Origin of the sequence: Dactylosporangium sp. NPDC051485 (assembly GCF_040682015.1) — a bacterium.
GTDB lineage: Bacteria > Actinomycetota > Actinomycetes > Mycobacteriales > Micromonosporaceae > Dactylosporangium.
The window spans coordinates 160401-175265 of record NZ_JBFAZW010000003.1; the positions used below are offsets into that span (position 1 = coordinate 160401).

16 protein-coding genes are annotated in these 14865 nt (G+C 70.5%); 7 read left to right on the top strand and 9 right to left on the bottom strand.

Annotated features, from left to right (window positions below; genetic code table 11):
- Positions 1–2: 2 nt before the first annotated feature.
- From AB0M46_RS02670 to AB0M46_RS02690, 5 genes are all read right to left on the bottom strand, one after another.
- Positions 3–1049 carry a cellulase family glycosylhydrolase gene (locus tag AB0M46_RS02670; RefSeq protein ID WP_363332487.1) on the bottom strand — a complete coding sequence of 349 codons (1047 nt, stop codon included), beginning with the start codon at positions 1047–1049 and terminating at the stop codon, positions 3–5.
- Positions 1050–1314: 265 nt separating this feature from the next.
- Positions 1315–2022 (bottom strand): hypothetical protein, encoded by a 708-nt coding sequence (locus AB0M46_RS02675; RefSeq protein ID WP_363332488.1) that lies wholly within the window; start codon positions 2020–2022, stop codon positions 1315–1317.
- A 172-nt stretch (positions 2023–2194) separates the two neighbouring features.
- Positions 2195–2368: a YbdD/YjiX family protein gene (locus AB0M46_RS02680; RefSeq protein WP_363332489.1), complete on the bottom strand. Its 174-nt coding sequence runs from the start codon at positions 2366–2368 to the stop codon at positions 2195–2197.
- Positions 2365–4536, bottom strand: coding sequence for a carbon starvation CstA family protein (locus AB0M46_RS02685; protein WP_363332490.1), 2172 nt, complete (start codon positions 4534–4536; stop codon positions 2365–2367). The genes AB0M46_RS02680 and AB0M46_RS02685 overlap by 4 nt, the downstream gene beginning before the upstream one ends.
- Entirely contained in the window at positions 4533–4799 is a 267-nt protein-coding gene (locus AB0M46_RS02690) for a DUF3311 domain-containing protein (RefSeq protein ID WP_363332491.1), read from the bottom strand. The genes AB0M46_RS02685 and AB0M46_RS02690 overlap by 4 nt, the downstream gene beginning before the upstream one ends.
- Positions 4800–4930: 131 nt before the next feature.
- On the opposite strand from AB0M46_RS02690, the gene AB0M46_RS02695 reads away from it, so the two are divergent.
- The 3 genes from AB0M46_RS02695 to AB0M46_RS02705 are packed head-to-tail and all read left to right on the top strand — an operon-like array spanning position 4931 to position 7370.
- Entirely contained in the window at positions 4931–6454 is a 1524-nt protein-coding gene (locus AB0M46_RS02695; protein ID WP_363332492.1) for a sodium:solute symporter, read from the top strand.
- A complete protein-coding gene (locus AB0M46_RS02700) occupies positions 6451–7029 on the top strand; it encodes a sigma-70 family RNA polymerase sigma factor (RefSeq protein ID WP_363332493.1) in 579 nt (192 codons plus the stop codon). Before AB0M46_RS02695 ends, AB0M46_RS02700 begins: the two co-directional genes overlap by 4 nt.
- Positions 7026–7370: a hypothetical protein gene (locus tag AB0M46_RS02705; RefSeq protein WP_363332495.1), complete on the top strand. Its 345-nt coding sequence runs from the start codon at positions 7026–7028 to the stop codon at positions 7368–7370. The genes AB0M46_RS02700 and AB0M46_RS02705 overlap by 4 nt, the downstream gene beginning before the upstream one ends.
- Before the next feature lie 18 nt (positions 7371–7388).
- On the opposite strand, the gene AB0M46_RS02710 is transcribed toward AB0M46_RS02705, so the two are convergent.
- The 3 genes from AB0M46_RS02710 to AB0M46_RS02720 form a co-directional block, all read right to left on the bottom strand.
- Complete coding sequence (locus AB0M46_RS02710; protein WP_363332496.1) at positions 7389–8207, bottom strand: carbohydrate ABC transporter permease; 819 nt, start codon at positions 8205–8207, stop codon at positions 7389–7391.
- 50 nt (positions 8208–8257) lie between these two features.
- Positions 8258–9100: a sugar ABC transporter permease gene (locus AB0M46_RS02715; protein ID WP_363332497.1), complete on the bottom strand. Its 843-nt coding sequence runs from the start codon at positions 9098–9100 to the stop codon at positions 8258–8260.
- Between the two features lie 74 nt (positions 9101–9174).
- The gene (locus AB0M46_RS02720) at positions 9175–10515 is read right to left on the bottom strand and encodes an extracellular solute-binding protein (RefSeq protein ID WP_363332498.1); all 1341 of its coding nucleotides are present in this window, start codon (positions 10513–10515) and stop codon (positions 9175–9177) included.
- A 257-nt stretch (positions 10516–10772) separates the two neighbouring features.
- Between AB0M46_RS02720 and AB0M46_RS02725 the strand changes: the two genes are divergently transcribed.
- Together AB0M46_RS02725 and AB0M46_RS02730 are read left to right on the top strand one after the other, a co-directional pair.
- Positions 10773–11168, top strand: a complete 396-nt coding sequence (locus AB0M46_RS02725) for a cupin domain-containing protein (protein WP_363332499.1) — start codon at positions 10773–10775, stop codon at positions 11166–11168.
- Between the two features lie 17 nt (positions 11169–11185).
- Positions 11186–11749, top strand: coding sequence for a DUF4865 family protein (locus tag AB0M46_RS02730; protein ID WP_363332500.1), 564 nt, complete (start codon positions 11186–11188; stop codon positions 11747–11749).
- A 168-nt stretch (positions 11750–11917) separates the two neighbouring features.
- Here the strand turns inward: AB0M46_RS02730 and AB0M46_RS02735 are convergent, their stop codons facing one another.
- Positions 11918–12643 (bottom strand): TetR/AcrR family transcriptional regulator, encoded by a 726-nt coding sequence (locus AB0M46_RS02735; RefSeq protein ID WP_363332501.1) that lies wholly within the window; start codon positions 12641–12643, stop codon positions 11918–11920.
- A 78-nt stretch (positions 12644–12721) separates the two neighbouring features.
- Here AB0M46_RS02735 and pdhA point away from each other — a divergent pair, with 78 nt between their 5' ends.
- Positions 12722–13846, top strand: a complete 1125-nt coding sequence (pdhA, locus tag AB0M46_RS02740) for a pyruvate dehydrogenase (acetyl-transferring) E1 component subunit alpha (protein ID WP_363332502.1) — start codon at positions 12722–12724, stop codon at positions 13844–13846.
- A 13-nt stretch (positions 13847–13859) separates the two neighbouring features.
- Positions 13860–14852, top strand: a complete 993-nt coding sequence (locus AB0M46_RS02745; RefSeq protein ID WP_363332503.1) for an alpha-ketoacid dehydrogenase subunit beta — start codon at positions 13860–13862, stop codon at positions 14850–14852.
- Positions 14853–14865 lie beyond the last annotated feature (13 nt).

Below are 14865 nucleotides of genomic sequence, written 5' to 3' on the forward strand. Positions count from 1 at the left end.
CACTACGGCGTGAAGACGGTCGCCTCACGGGAGGTCTGCCGGATGCCGTTGGGGCCGTCGAACACTCGCCGGCCCCACCAGGTGAGCGACTTGGCGTTGAACTGGTTCGCCATGTCGAGGTTGCTGACGTCGCCGCTGTTGCCGCTCCAGGACCAGGCGAGGTAGCCGATGCCCTGCGCCTGCGCCTCGGACATGATCGCGTCCTCGTCGACGTCGCCGTCCTGGTGGGTGTACGCGAACTCGGTCACCGCGATGGGGAGCTTCGCCTTCAGGTACCGCCCGACGTAGTCGTGGATGTTCGTGGCCCGGCTGAAAGCGCCGTAGATGTGGATGGAGAAGACGGTGTTGTGCTCCGGGTCGCCGGCGAAGACCTCGGCGGCGTGGTCGCGCATGGTGAACGACAGGTCCTGGCCCCAGTCGGGCGCATCGACCATGAGGGTGTGCCGGATGCCCGCCCGGCGCAGGCGGCGGATCGAGTCCGTCGTGTCGCCGGGCCAGGTGCGGAAGTTGTCCAGGACGTACGGCTCGTTCGCGACGTCGAGGATGGCGTACTTCTCCTGGCCGATGAGCGCCTTGCGGATGCTGATCCAGTAGTCCACCGCCCGTGCCTGCGGGATGGCCTCCGGGCGGTAACCCCAGCCCGTGGTGTCGTTCACCACCAGGACGCAGATGAGGCGGTTCTGCCGGCACAGGGCGATCACGTGCGCGACGTCGGCGGCGTCGTTGCGTTTCCCGACCACGCCGGTGGACAACTCGACCCGTACGGTGTTGGCGCCCATCGCCTTGACGTCGCTGAACATCCGGGGCGTCTTCTCCGGAAACACGGCGTGGTTCTGACCCACGCCACGCATGACGAACTCGTGGTTGTTGGCGTCGTAGAGGCGCCCGTTGGCCACGTGGAACCCGGACTGTTGCGCTGCGCCGCTCGGTCGTGGCGCACCGTGGTGCCGTGCTGCCCCGTGCCAATGGTGCAGTCGCCCCACGAGGATGATCGAGACCCCCACGACGACGATGAGCGACATACCCGTGACGGCGGTGCGCACTCTCATGACCCACCTCGGACCGGATCTCCTGGCGCTGACTCCTGGCCCTGCTCACCCACGCCACGGGGCCGCCGCGGCGCATGAGCGCACTTCCCCGGTGCCGCCCCGCAAACCCCTCGCGCACCGAATTCAGCCCGCCCGCGTGATGGGCTGATCGCCGGCGGCCAGGGGGTCATGCCTCTCCGGCGCCACGGCCCGCTTCTGACCGGGTGGCCCGCGGCGAGCCGGCGCTCGAGCGAGGGACCGGGCCGCGACGGCCCGGCCCACGCCGTCATGCCTTCGGGACCTTCGTCATCATGCCGTTGACGAGGGCGGCCATGTTCGTCTTCATGGCGTCGGAGTCCCAGGGCTCGGTGCCGCCGGCGGTGAAACGGACCTCGACGTACAGGTTCTGGTCGACGCACACGAGGATCGCCTCGATGCGCTTGTCGCCGGCGCTGAGCCGCCTGGTGTAGAAGCCCAGCGAGCCGCAGCCGGTGACCTTCTCGTCGTCGAAGCCGGAGATCTTCGGGTACACCTCGGCGGACTCGTTGTAGCGGGCCGCGGTGTCGCCGTCGACGTTGGCGAACGCCTTGAGCCCCTGGGCGCCGTCGGCGGCGGCGAGGAAGTACTCGCAGCCGTTGAGGGTGAACCTGGTCTTCTCCTCGACGGGCTCCCCCGCGCCGGTGCCGACGCGCGGGCCGAGCAGGCTCGGGTCGGCGAGCGCGCACGGGTCAGTGGGCTGCTTGTAGCCGCCGGCGGCCGGGTTCGCGGCACGGGTGGCCGCCTGGGTGGCCGGGTCGGTGGCGCCCGGCCGGTCGCCGTTTCGGCCGGCGAGGACGAGAACCGTGCCGAGGATGAGGCAGAGCGCGAACATCCCGCCGACGAGGCCGAGCACGAGGCCGAGGACCTTCCTGCGGTTGCGCGCGGGACCCGGCGGCGGGTACGGCGGTGTGGTATATGGAGCGCCCTGGTAGGGCGATTGGTGTGGCGCAGTCATGGTCGCCAAGTCTGGCGGTGTACGGGCGGCCGCGCGGTCGGGCGGCGGATGCCAGGAACGTCGGCTATCCGACCGCCGCCGGCTGTGCGCCGTCCGCGCGGAGGCTGAAGGTGCCACCGTCGCGGCCGGCCGGGCGGTGGAAACCCGGTCCGGCCGCGACGCGGTCACCTACTCAGCAGCAGCGCATGGCCGTGCCGCTCTTGCGCCGTTCGAACTCCCGCCGGGTCAGCGGGGCTCCCGCCACGCGGTGTTCCCGGTGGTGCACGACGTAGTGCTCGTAGCCGGTCTCGCCGGCCAGTTCGCGCAGATACCACCACAGTCGCGCCGGGAGGTGCCGGAGACTCATCGCTCGCCGATCCCGTCGCCGGTCGCCGCACCGACGAGTTCCCGCCGCTCGTCAGCCGTGGCGAAGAGGCCGGACGGCGCGACGATCGTCGATTCCACGTACGGCACCTCGGTCGTCGGCAGTTCCCGGCCCCGGATGATCGCTTGCAGGCACACCCTGGCCCCGTCCACGATGACGACGATGATCAGGACCGCGAGGAGCGCCGCCAGGACGCCCTGCACCGTGGAGTTGATGACGACCTGCCGCATCTGGTCGAGGTTCTTGGCGGGTGCGAGGACCTTGCCGTGTGCGATCGCGTCGGCGTAGCGCTGACGCTGGGCGAAGAAGCCCATTTTCGGGTCGGCGGAGAAGATCTTCTGGTAGCTGGCGGTCATCGTCACCGCCACGACCCAGGCCATCGGGATGGCGGTGACCCAGGCCCATTTGAGCCGGCCGCTCTTGACCAGCACGACGGTGACAACACTCAGCGCCGCGGCGGCGAGCAGCTGGTTGGCGATGCCGAACAGCGGGTAGAGCTGGTTGATGCCGCCGAGTGGGTTGGTGACGCCGGTGTAGAGGAAGTAGCCCCATGCGCCGACCACGGCCGCGCTGCTCAGCCACACGCCGGGCAGCCAGCTGACCCGGCCGATCGGCTTCCAGATGTTGCCCAGCGTGTCCTGGAGCATGAACCGGCCGACTCGGGTTCCGGCGTCGACCGTCGTCAGGATGAACAGCGCCTCGAACATGATCGCGAAGTGGTACCAGAACGCCTTCACCGCCGTACCGCCGAGGAATCCTGAGAAGATCTCGGAGATACCCACCGCGAGGGTGGGTGCGCCGCCGGTACGCGACACCAGCGTCGGTTCACCGACGGCCGCGGATGCGGCCTGCAGGCTGTCGGGCGTGATGGTGAACCCGAGGTTGGTCACCGCGGTCGCGGCGCTCTGGAACGTCGCGCCGACCACGCCACCGGGCGAGTTCATCGCGTAGTACAGCCCCGGGTCCAGCAGCGACGCGGCGATGATGGCCATGACCGCGACGAAGGACTCCATGAGCATGGCGCCGTAGCCGACGAGCCGGACCTGGGACTCCTTCTGGATCATCTTCGGCGTGGTGCCCGAGGACATCAGCGCGTGGAAGCCGGACAGCGCCCCGCAGGTGATCGTGATGAAGGCGAACGGGAACAGCCCGCCGACGAAGACCGGGCCGTCGCCGGTCGAGGCGAACTTGGTGATCGCCTCGTTCTGCAGGGACGGGTTGGTCACGAGCACGCCGATCGCGAGCAGCGCGATCGTGCCGATCTTCATGAACGTGGACAGGTAGTCGCGTGGTGTCAGCAGCATCCACACCGGCAGGATCGAGGCGATGAAGCCGTAGCCGATGAGGCAGAACACCAGCGTTTCGGGCTTGAGGGTGAACGCACCCGCCCAGCTCGAGTTCTGCACCCAGCCGCCCGCGGCGATGGCGAGGACCAGCAGGGCGACGCCGATCACGCTGGTCTCCACGACGCGGCCCGGCCGCAGCACCCGCAGGTAGAAGCCCATGAACAGGGCGATCGGGATGGTCATGGCGATGGAGAAGGTGCCCCAGGGCGACTTCGCCAGCGCGTTGACCACGACGAGCGCGAGGACGCCGAGCAGAATGATCATGATCGAGAAGACCGCGACGAGGGCCGCGGTGCCGCCGACCCGGCCGATCTCGTCGCGAGCCATCTGGCCCAGGCTCTTCCCGTCGCGGCGCATGGACAGGAACATGACCACCATGTCCTGCACGGCTCCGGCGAAGACGACGCCGACGATGATCCAGATGGTCCCGGGCAGGTAACCCAGCTGCGCGGCCAGGATCGGCCCGACCAGCGGCCCTGCGCCGGCGATCGCGGCGAAGTGGTGGCCCAGCAGTACCCGGCGGTCGGTGACGTGGTAATCGATGCCGTTGTCCAGTCGCTCCGCGGGCGTGGCTCGCCGGTCGTCGACCTTGAGCACGCGCCGGGCGATGAACCGCGAATAGAACCGGTACGCGATCGCGTACGAGCACAGCGCCGCGAACACCAGCCAGATCGCCGAGATGTGCTCGCCGCGGACCAGGGCGACGACTCCCCAGGCGACCGCGCCGACAAGCGACACGGCCGTCCAGGTCGCGATGGACCGCACGCCCGGGCGGGCCCGGGTCGTCGGGGTGAAGATGCTCATGCATGTTCTCCAGGGTGGGGGCGTCCGCCCGGATCCCTCCCCGGCGCGCGGACCCCGGGGTCCGTGCGCTTGAGCAGCAGATGGCTGGCCGCCATCAGCGCCACGCTGAGGAAGATCCAGGCGAACTGGAACCAGTAGAAGAAGGGCAGCCCTGCCAGCCGAGGCGTGGTCCGCGCGTACAACGGGACCCAGAGGATGGCCACGAGCGGCAGTGCCAGGCCGGTGTAGGCGGCGACCCTGATTGCCTTGCGGAATCTCGCCATCCCAGCCTCCTGAACAGTCGTCGACGATGCCTGAATGTTGCGCACCCAGGTCGCGCGGTTTACTGCCCGATTGCCTCTTGTTTCGTGTCAACCGATCCGGGAGCCTGCGCAACATACGGAGGACTGAGAGGGTGCCCATGGTCGATTCCGCCAGCACCGCCGCCTTCACGCTGGTCGTCGCCGGCACGTCGCTGCTCGCGCTCGCCGCGCGGCGCTTCCGGGTACGCGACGAGCTGCCCACACTCGACGGCTGGGCGCTGGCGGGGCGGCAGTTCGGCACCGTGCTCACCTGGTTCCTGCTCGGCGGCACGATCTACACGGCCTACACGTACGCCGCGGTACCGGGTCTGGTGTACGGCGTCGGGGCGTTGGGGTTCTTCGCGCTCGCGTACACGGTGATCGTCTACCCGCTGGCCTTCGTGCTCCTGCCGAGGCTGTGGCGGGTGGCGAAGGACAACGGCCACACCACGGTGGCCGACTACGTGCGAACCCGCTACGACTCACCGCTGCTCGCGCTCGCGGTGGCGCTCACCGGGATCCTCGCCACCATGCCGTACATCGCCCTGCAACTCCTCGGCATCCGCGCGGTCCTGCTCGCCGGCGGCCTCTACCCCGACGGCATCGCGGGCGACCTCACGCTGGTCGCGGTGTTCGCGGTGCTGGCCGGCGCCACGTACCGCAGCGGGCTGCGCGCGCCGGCCGTCATTTCGCTGGCCAAGGGAATCCTGGTCGCCACCACGGTCGTCGGCATCGTCGTGCTCGTGCTCGACCGGCTCGGCGGGCCGCAGGCGGTGTTCCGCAAGGCCGAGGACGCCATCACCGCGCGCGGCGGACCGGAGACCTCCTTGACCCTCTCCCCCTCGCTCTACGCCGCCTACGCCACGCTGGCACTCGGCTCCGCGCTCGCGCTGCTCATGTATCCGCACGTGCTGACCGCGTCCTTCGCCGCGTCCAGCGGCGACCGGCTCCGCAAGGCGATCATCGGGCTACCGGCGTGGACCGCGGTGCTGGGCCTCTTCGCGCTGCTCGGCGTCGCGGCGCTCGCCGCGGGCGTGCATGCCCGGCCCGGCAACGCCGAGGCGGCCGTGCCGCTGATGGTGCGGGAGCTGGCCTCGCCGGCCGCCGCCGGGCTCGTGTTCGGTGCGCTCGCGGTGGGGGCGCTGGTGCCCGCCGCGGTGATGTCGGTCGGCGCTGCGACGCTGTTCGTGCGCAACGTCTACGTCGAGTACTTCCACCCGTCGGCGACGCCGAAGCACCAGGCTCAGGTCGCCCGCGCGGTGTCGCTGGTGGCGAAGTTCGGGGCGCTGGCGTTCGCCTTCGGCCTGCCGGACCAGGACGCGATCAACCTGCAGCTGCTCGGCGGGGTGTGGATCCTGCAGACATTTCCCACGGTGGCGCTCGGGCTGTTCACCCGTTGGCCGCACCGCGGCGCGCTGCTCGCCGGCTGGCTCGTCGGCATGGTCGCGGGGACCGTGCTGGTGGCCTCCGGCGGCTTCTCCTCGGTCGTCTCGTTCGCCGGCGTGCACGTGTACGTCGCGCTCGCCGCGCTGGTGCTCAACCTCGCGGTCGCCGCCGCGCTGACCCCGGCGCTGGACCGGCTCGGCGTGGCCCGGGAAGTCGGCAGCGGTACCGCCACGGGGGCGGTGACCCCGTGACGCAACAGGTGTCGTCACGCCCGCTCGCACCGGCCGCCGACCCGGCGCCGGCCGAGCTCGGCCCCGCTGGGGAGCACCTCGCCGGCCTGGCGCGCGAGGCCGCTCTGGCCAGGCTCTTCGACGCCAACCACACCTCGCTGCTGCGCCTGGCGGTGCTGCTCGGTGCGGAAGGCGAGGCCGAGGACATCGTCTCGGAGGCGTTCTACGAGCTGTACCGGCGCTGGCACCGGTTACGCAGTCACGACGCCGCGCTGAGCTACGTGCGCGCCGTCGTGTGCAACCTCGTGCGGATGCGGGTGCGCCGGCTGCAGGTGGCACGCAGGCATGCGGAGCAGGTGATCGAGTCGGTCGGGTCGGCCGAGGCCGAGGTGCTGCTGCGCGACGACCAGCGGGCCCTGGTGGAGGCGATCAAGCGGCTGCCGGCCCGGCAGCGCGAAGCGCTGGTGCTGCGGTACTGGCTGGATCTGCGAGAATCGGAAATAGCCGCAGCAATGGGCATCTCCGCCGGCGCGGTCAAGTCACACACGTCGCGGGGCATGGCCACGCTCACGCGGTTACTGGAGGAGCGGAGATGAGTGACGTTCCATCCGGCCCGGGACCGCGTCAGGCACCCGCGACCGGTTCGGCCGCGGGCCCAGGGGTCGCCGAGGAGCAGCTCCGCGACGTGTTCGACGCGCTCGCGACCTCGATCCACGGCGCGTCGGACCGCTACCCGGCCGCCCTGGCCGACTGGAGGCGCCGGGAACGCCGGCGGCGGATCGTGCTGGCGATCCTCGCCGCGGTGATCTTCGCGGTCGCCGACATCATCGGCCTGTGGGCACTCAGCCGCGCCGACGTCAATATCCACATCATCTTCGATGACCGGCCGGGCAGCAGCACCGATGCGCCGAGGGGCGGCATCGGGCCGCCGCCGTAGCCGGCGCTGCGCCGTGCGTCAGCCCACGGTCACCGCGCCCGCGGTGAACCCCGCGATAAACCGCTTGAGCAGCAGGTTGAAGACCACCGCGATCGGCACCGCGACGAGCACGACGGCACCCTGCAGGGACTGCCAGTAGAACAGGTCCCCGCTGATCAGCTCGGTGGGGATCCCGGTCGAGACGACCTTCCCGGCGGTGGGGGAAATGAACGCGATCGCGTAGAGGTACTCGCTCGCGCACAGGACGAAGCTCAGCACGACGACCGCGGCCAGCCCGGGCACCGCCAGCGGCAGCGCGACCCGGCGGAAGGCGGCGAACCGGGTGCAGCCGTCGACCAACGCCTGCTCTTCGACCTGCGCCGGGATCGCGCCGAAGAACCCCATCATCAGCCAGACCGACACCGGGACGGTCAGCGTCGGATAGACCAGCACCAGGGCCCAGTCCGAGTCCTGCAGACCGGCGGCGGCGACGAGCCGCGACAGCGGCAGGAACAGCACGCTCGGCGGGACGAGGTAGCACAGGAAGATCGCCATGCCGAGATGGCCGGCCCACGGCCGCCGCAGCCGCGCCAGCGCGTAGCCGGTCGGTGTGGCGAGCAGCAGGGTCACCGCGACCACCGCCGCACCGATCCAGAGCGTGTTCCACGCGAACGTCGCGAAGGCCGTATGCCGCCACAGGTACACGAGGTGGTCGGCGGTCGGCGGGGCGTTGAACCACAACGGGTTGTGCGCCGGGTCGTACAGGTCCCGGTTGAGCTTGACCGCGGTGATCACGCTCCACAGGAACGGCCCCGCGCCCAGCAACGCGACCGCATAGGCCGCCGCGTGCACGGCCACACCGCCCAGTCGTTGCCTCCGCCGCGCGCGCCCGGCGGGCCGTGGGGGCATCACCGCAGCACCATCCGGCGCACCAGGCCGAGGATCGTCAGCGTCGCGGCCAGCAGTACGGGCAGCAGGAACAGGGCCACGGCGGCACCCTGGCCGACGTCGCCGCCGTCGATGCCCCTGCGGAACGCCAGCGTGGCCAGCACCTCCGTGGCATGGGTCGGGCCGCCGTTGGTCAGCACCCGCACCACCGCCATGTCGCCGAACGTGAAGACCGCGCAGAACAGCGCCGCGACCGCGACGATCGGGGCGGTCAGCGGCACCGTCATGAAGCGGGTCCGCAGCCAGCGCCCGGCGCCGTCGATGCGGGCGGCCTCGTAGATGTTGCGGGGTATCGCCACGAGCCCGGCCATGATGATGACGGCAGTGAGCGGGGTGAGCCGCCACGCCTGCACGGCCACCACCGAGGCCATGGCCGTCGAGGGCCGGCCGAGCCAGTTGACGCTCTGCCCGTCGCCGAGCAGGCCGAACTGCCGACCGGCCCAGTCCAGCGGCGAGTAGATCGAATCGAGCATCCACAGCCACGCGACGGAGGACATCGTGACCGGGGTGACCCACGGCATGAGCACGCACAGCCGCACCAGCCAGCGGCCGTGCACCGGGGCCAGCATCAGCCGGGCCACCACGTTGCCACCGGCCACGGCCAGCGACGTGGTCGCCACGGTGATGACGCAGGTATTGAGCAGCGAGCGCCAGAACACGGGATCGGCCAGCACAGCCTCGATGTTGGCCAGTCCGGCCCAGTCGAAGGCCGGGTCGGCGACGGTCACGTCCGACACGGCGTACGCGACGGCCAGCACGACCGGCCCGACGATCAGGACGGCGATGTAACCCACGGTCGGCACGACGAACAGTAATGCCAGCGCGCGATCACGATCCCGGACGCGGCGCCCACGCGGCGCCAATGCGTGCTGTCCCATCAGGCCACCAGCCCGCGGGCCTGCCATTTGGCGTAGATGGACCGGACCCGCGCCGCGGCGTCGGCAACCGCGACCGCGGCGCTGACCTCGCCGCGTGCCGCGCGGGCGAACATGTCGGGGATGATGAAGCTGCCGGCCACCTCCCCGATGGCGGCGTTGGCCGTGCCGGGGTGGCCGAGGTCCGCACTCCACCGGGCCGCGTCGACGAGCAGTGCCAGTTTGGCGGGCGGGTCGGCGCGAAACGGGTCGCGCCGCAGCCAGGCCGTGAGCTCCGGGGTACGACCCGGCCAGGCGCAAAGGTCGTACAGCATCGACGAGTAGGTGGCGGCTGCGAAGTTCGCGGTGTAGTGCAACAGGAACTCCTGTCCGGCGGCGGCCCCGGTGGCGTACTTCGGGATGACCCAGTTGTGCACGAGGTGGTGCGCGGCCATGGCACCCGCCGGTCCGGCCAACGCCGGCACGAACTCGATGTCCGCCGCGACCGCGGGGGTGGAGCGTTGCGCGGTACGCCAGGCGGAGATCGAGTTGCTGATGTAGGAGAGCCGCCCGGCGACCAGCCCCTGATTGTTGGAGCTGGGGATCCACGAGAAGACCTCGTCGGTCATGGCCTGGCGGTACAGCCGGGTCATGAACTCCACCGCGTCGACGGCCTCGGGCGCGTCGAGCGTGACCCGGCCCTCGCCGTCCTGAATGGATGATCCGAACGACCACAGCAGGGATCGGCCGACCATGTTCGAGTCGAGCTCCTGCGACATGCCGAGCCCGAGCTGGACACCGGTGGCGCGGCGGATCTCGGTCCCGCCGTGCAACAGCTCGTCCCAGCTCGACGGGCCGCCGGGCAGGCCGATCTTCGACCACATCGAACGCCGGAAGTTCCCGGGATCCGGAACCCAGCCCGGCGCGTAGGCGAAGTACCGGTTCGTCGCCGGGTTGAAGCTCGAGCGCCGGCACAGCTCCAGCTGCGAACCCCACCGCCGGTTGGCCTCGTGGACGAGGTCGGTCAGGTCCAGCACCGCCGGCTCGAACTGCGGCAACGGCGCCACCGCCTGGATGAGGTCATGCCCGCGGCCGGCGTAGATCTCGGCCGCCACCCGGGTCGTGATCTGTCCCAGATCGACATGGTCCACGGCGACGTCGACGCCGACCCGATCGGCCCAGCGGCCGGCGAAGCCGTCGAACCAGCGGTCGTACGTCGGCACGAAATGACTCCAGGCGAGGATCCGCAGCGCCCCGGACAGCTTGGCCGTCGGCGGCGTGAACTGCTCCGCCGGTCCGCCCGCGAGCACACCGGCGCCGAATGCGTCGTCATCTTCATGCGCGCAGCCGGCGGCGAGCGCCATGCCAGCGACTGCCGCGCCACCGACGAACCGGCGCCGGCTCATCCGCGCGGACCACGGGTTGGATGGGATCACACACTTCTGTTGCCACCGCGGCCGAATCGTTTACCAGCCGAGCCGCCCCGGCTTCGTCCTCATGACGATCGCAGGGGAAACGAGGTTTGCCCGCGCGTTGTTGTACCTACTAGTATGTACACGCACTGGCCGTCATCGGCGACGGTGCACGACGACGCATTCGGCCGCCCCGAGAAAGGAACCCCATGAGGCGGATCGACGCCGCGCTGACCGAGCTTGCGAACGACCAACGCTTCACCGGCTCGGTCTCCGGGCTGCACCTCGCGCCCCCGGAGGACCCGCAGTTGCACGCCTACGTCGTGCGCTTCGACGCCGGCGGGCGCACCGCATGGCACGCGCACGAGCGTGGCCAGCTGCTGATCTGCACCGACGGCTCCGGCTACGTCGGCACCCGCGACGGCCACGTCATCGAGCTGCGTCCCGGCGTGTCGGCGTGGACGGACCCGGGCGAGGAGCACTGGCACGGGGCCGCCGCACAGTCCACGATGACCCACGTCGCCGTCCAGACCGAGGCGCCCGGCCGCGACTCCGTGCGCTGGCTGGAGCCCGTCGACGGCTACCCGTTGGCGGTGCAGCGGTGAAGCACGGACAGCTGCTGATGCAGTACCCGATCGCGCTGCCAGCCGACTACGACATGGGGATCATTCGGACCCGGGTGCGAACGAGAGGCAGCGCGCTCGACAATCGCCGAGGCCTTCGGTGCAAGGCGTACTGCATCCGCGAGGCCGGCGTCGACGGGTCGCGGGTGAACGAATACGCACCCTTCTACCTGTGGGCGGACAGCGGCGCCGCCGCCGAGTTCCTGTGGGGTGGCCAAGGTTTCGACGGCATCGTGCGCTCCTTCGGCCGGCCGCAGGTGCACACCTGGGTGCCGGCCGCACTCGGTGCCGGCGGGTGCGCAAAGTCGGACGTCACCCATGCATTGTTGCGCACCACGCCGATCGACCGGGACGCCGATCTCGTTGCGGCGGCGGAGGCGCTGCAGGCCGCAGTGGGCGCCCGAGCCGAACATCCGGGCACGCACCTCGCGTTCGCCGGCATCGATCCGACGACCTGGCAGGCCATCGAGTTCACGACGGTCGCCGGACCCGATCTGGCAACGGTGCCGCATGACGTCACGCTCTTCACCGTGTTGCACGTCAGCGAGCCGGACCAGCCGTGAACCATCCGGCATCGGCACGCACGGTGCTCGGCGATGTCAGCTCCGATCAGCTCGGCGTCACGAACGCTCACGACCATCTCTTCCTCCGCACGCCGGCGATGCCCGGTCAGGAACTCGACGACATCACGGCCGCAACGGCCGAGGCGCAGGCGTTGTACCGCTATGGACTCAGCCGCGATCGGGCTCGGGTCGCATCGCTGAGGGGATGCCGAGCTGGCGGAGCGCGGTCCGGGCGTGCTCGGCGGCCGTCGCGCGGCTGGGTGCGGGGCACAGGCCGAGGAGCCGTTGCCGATGGGGCTCGCCGAGCAGCAGCGTGAACAGGGACCGCGCCCGGTCGGGATCAGGCTCGGGCAGTCGCTCGTTGAGCGCCGCAATGTATGCCTGAGGTCCGTCGCGGTAGAACCGCTCGGCCAGGTCGGGGAAGTTCCGCGCTTCGGTGATCATGAGCCGGTGCAGGCCGACGGCCTCATCGGAGTGGAGCGCGAAGACAATCTTGGCGGCGAGATCCTCGAGGCTGTCGTCGTCGGCGGGCCGGTCGAGGGTGCGCTGGCGGAGCCGTTCGACGGCGGCGAGGAAGATCTCGGTACGGTCGCCGAAGTACGCGTAAATCGTGCGCTTGGTGACGTGCGCCTCGGCGACGATGTCGTCGAGGGTGACCTGACGGAACCCGCCCGCGACGAAGAGCCGGACCGCCGTGTCGAGGATGTCGTCACGGCGTTGAGCGCGTTCAGCCTCGGCCGGGCGCCCTCTCCTACGAGGCGCCGCCGCGCCGCTGGTGACCATCGTGCCTCCTCGTGACAGCGCCTGACTCCGCGCGATCGACAACACCTTCCCCCCGATCCTATAATGAACCGCAGTTCGTTTCATTAACTGGTCGTCGTTGACCCCGATCACCGTTGAGGTTCACGCGACAGCGCGCCGGATCCGATCGATCGCCGGTGGCGGCGCGCCCGGGCGAGAAGGAGATCCCACATGCCCCCGACCACCAGGACCGCACGGTCCTCGCCGCCAGCCGGAAGGCAGGCCGCTGGAAGGCAGGCTGCCGGCGCCGCGACCAACGACCAACTGCTGGCGTTCTACCGGCAGATGGTCCTGGTCCGCCGCTTCGAGGAGCGGGCTGCGCGCGCGTACACCGAGGCGAAGGTCGGCGGCTACTGCCATCTGAATCTCGGCGAGGAGGCGACCGTCGCCGGGCTCATGGCGGCGGTGCGGGCCGAGGACTACGTGTTCACCAACTATCGGGAGCACGGGTATGCGATCGCGCGCGGCATCGGCCCGCGGCGGGTGATGGCCGAGCTGTACGGAAGGGTCGATGGAGTCTCCCGCGGCTGGGGCGGGTCGATGCACATGTTCGACATCGCCTCCCGCTTCATGGGCGGCTACGGGATCGTCGGCGGCCAGGTCCCGCTCGCGACCGGCGCCGCACTGGCGATCGACTACCGCGGCGGCGCGGAGGCGGTCGTGTGCCTGATGGGCGACGGCACCACGAACATCGGAGCGTTCCACGAGTCGCTCAACATCGCGGCCCTGTGGGGGTTGCCGATCGTGTACGTGGTGATCAACAACGGGCTCGGCATGGGCACCAGCGTCGAGCGGTCCTCGGCCGAGCCCGAGCTGCACAAGCGCGCCGCCTCCTATCGGATGGCCTCGGCCCGGGTCGACGGCAACGACCCCGCCGCGGTGTACGAGGCCGCCCAGGTGGCGCTGGCCAGCGCCCGGGAGGGCAGGCCGTACCTCCTGGAGACGGTGTCGGGCCGGCTCAAAGGGCACTCCGTCGTCGACCCGGCCCGCTACCGCAGCCGCGAGGAGGCCGAGGCGCTCAAGGCGGCCGACCCGGTCGCCGCCTATGCCGTGCGCCTGCACGAGCAAGGGCTGCTCACCGACGAGCTCATCGCCCGGATCGACACCGAGGCGACCACCGAGGTCGCGGCCGCGGCCGAGTTCGCCGACGCGAGCCCGCACCCGGATGTCTCGACGCTGTTCGACTACACCTACGCCACGCCCGTCCCGAACGACTCCCGCCGCCTCCCGGGCGACGCGTTGTTCCCGCCGCCGCCGCGACCGAACGTCGCCGAGCTTGTGCAGATGCCGGCATGAGGATGGTGGACCAGTGAGCGTGATCAGTTACCGCCAGGCGCTGCACGACGCGCTGCGCGGCGAGATGCTCCGCGATGAGAACGTCTTCCTGATCGGCGAGGAGATCGGCCTGTTCGAAGGCTCGTACAAGATCACCGCGGGCATGCTCGCCGAGTTCGGGCCCAAGCGGGTCCGGGACACCCCTATCGCCGAGGAAGGATTCACCGGCGCCGCGATCGGCGCGGCGATGCTCGGGCTGCGGCCGGTCGTGGAGATCATGACGATCAACTTCTCGCTGCTCGCCCTGGACCAGATCGTCAACCACGCCGCGAAGATCTACGGCATGTTCGGCGGCCAGGCCCGCGTGCCGATGGTGATCCGCACCCCCGGTGGCGGCGGGCAACAGCTCGGGGCCACCCACTCGCAGAACATCGAGCTGTACTACGCGTTCGTCCCCGGGATGAAGGTCGTCGCCCCGTCCAGCCCCGCCGATGCGAAGTCGCTCATGCTGGCCGCGATCCGCGACGACGACCCCGTCCTGGTGCTGGAGAACCTCGCCCTCTACAACACCACCGGCGAGGTCCCCGACCACGACGAGCCCGCCGAGATCGGCAAGGCCGCCATCACCCGCGACGGCGCCGACATCACGGTCGTCGCCTACTCACGCATGGCCGCCGTCGCGCTCCAGGCCGCCGGCCGGCTCGCCGGTGAGGGCATCGACGTCGAGGTCGTCGACCTGCGCAGCCTCCGGCCCCTCGACCGGGAGACGATCATCGCCTCGGTCAGGAAGACCAACTGCGCCGTCGTGCTCGAGGACGACTGGCTCACCTACGGCATCGGCGCCGAGATCGCCGCGACGATCTCCGACGGCGCCTTCGACTGGCTCGACGCCCCCGTGCGACGGGTCGCGATGGCCGAAGTGCCCCTCCCCTACGCCAAACCCCTGGAGACCGCCGCGCTGCCCTCGGTAGACGACGCGATCACCGCCATCCGAGCAACGCTCGACGCCGTCGCCCGGCGCGGCTGAGAGGAGGACACCA

Bases quoted from the DNA above. Each gene is read 5' to 3' on its own strand.
- AB0M46_RS02675 (WP_363332488.1), bottom strand. From the start codon at position 2,022: ATGACTGCGCCACACCAATCGCCCTACCAGGGCGCTCCATATACCACA.
- AB0M46_RS02670 (WP_363332487.1), bottom strand. From the start codon at position 1,049: ATGAGAGTGCGCACCGCCGTCACGGGTATGTCGCTCATCGTCGTCGTG.
- pdhA (WP_363332502.1), top strand. From the start codon at position 12,722: ATGCCCCCGACCACCAGGACCGCACGGTCCTCGCCGCCAGCCGGAAGG.
- AB0M46_RS02720 (WP_363332498.1), bottom strand. From the start codon at position 10,515: ATGGCGCTCGCCGCCGGCTGCGCGCATGAAGATGACGACGCATTCGGC.
- AB0M46_RS02680 (WP_363332489.1), bottom strand. From the start codon at position 2,368: ATGAGTCTCCGGCACCTCCCGGCGCGACTGTGGTGGTATCTGCGCGAA.
- AB0M46_RS02685 (WP_363332490.1), bottom strand. From the start codon at position 4,536: ATGAGCATCTTCACCCCGACGACCCGGGCCCGCCCGGGCGTGCGGTCC.
- AB0M46_RS02690 (WP_363332491.1), bottom strand. From the start codon at position 4,799: ATGGCGAGATTCCGCAAGGCAATCAGGGTCGCCGCCTACACCGGCCTG.
- AB0M46_RS02705 (WP_363332495.1), top strand. From the start codon at position 7,026: ATGAGTGACGTTCCATCCGGCCCGGGACCGCGTCAGGCACCCGCGACC.
- AB0M46_RS02730 (WP_363332500.1), top strand. From the start codon at position 11,186: ATGCAGTACCCGATCGCGCTGCCAGCCGACTACGACATGGGGATCATT.
- AB0M46_RS02725 (WP_363332499.1), top strand. From the start codon at position 10,773: ATGAGGCGGATCGACGCCGCGCTGACCGAGCTTGCGAACGACCAACGC.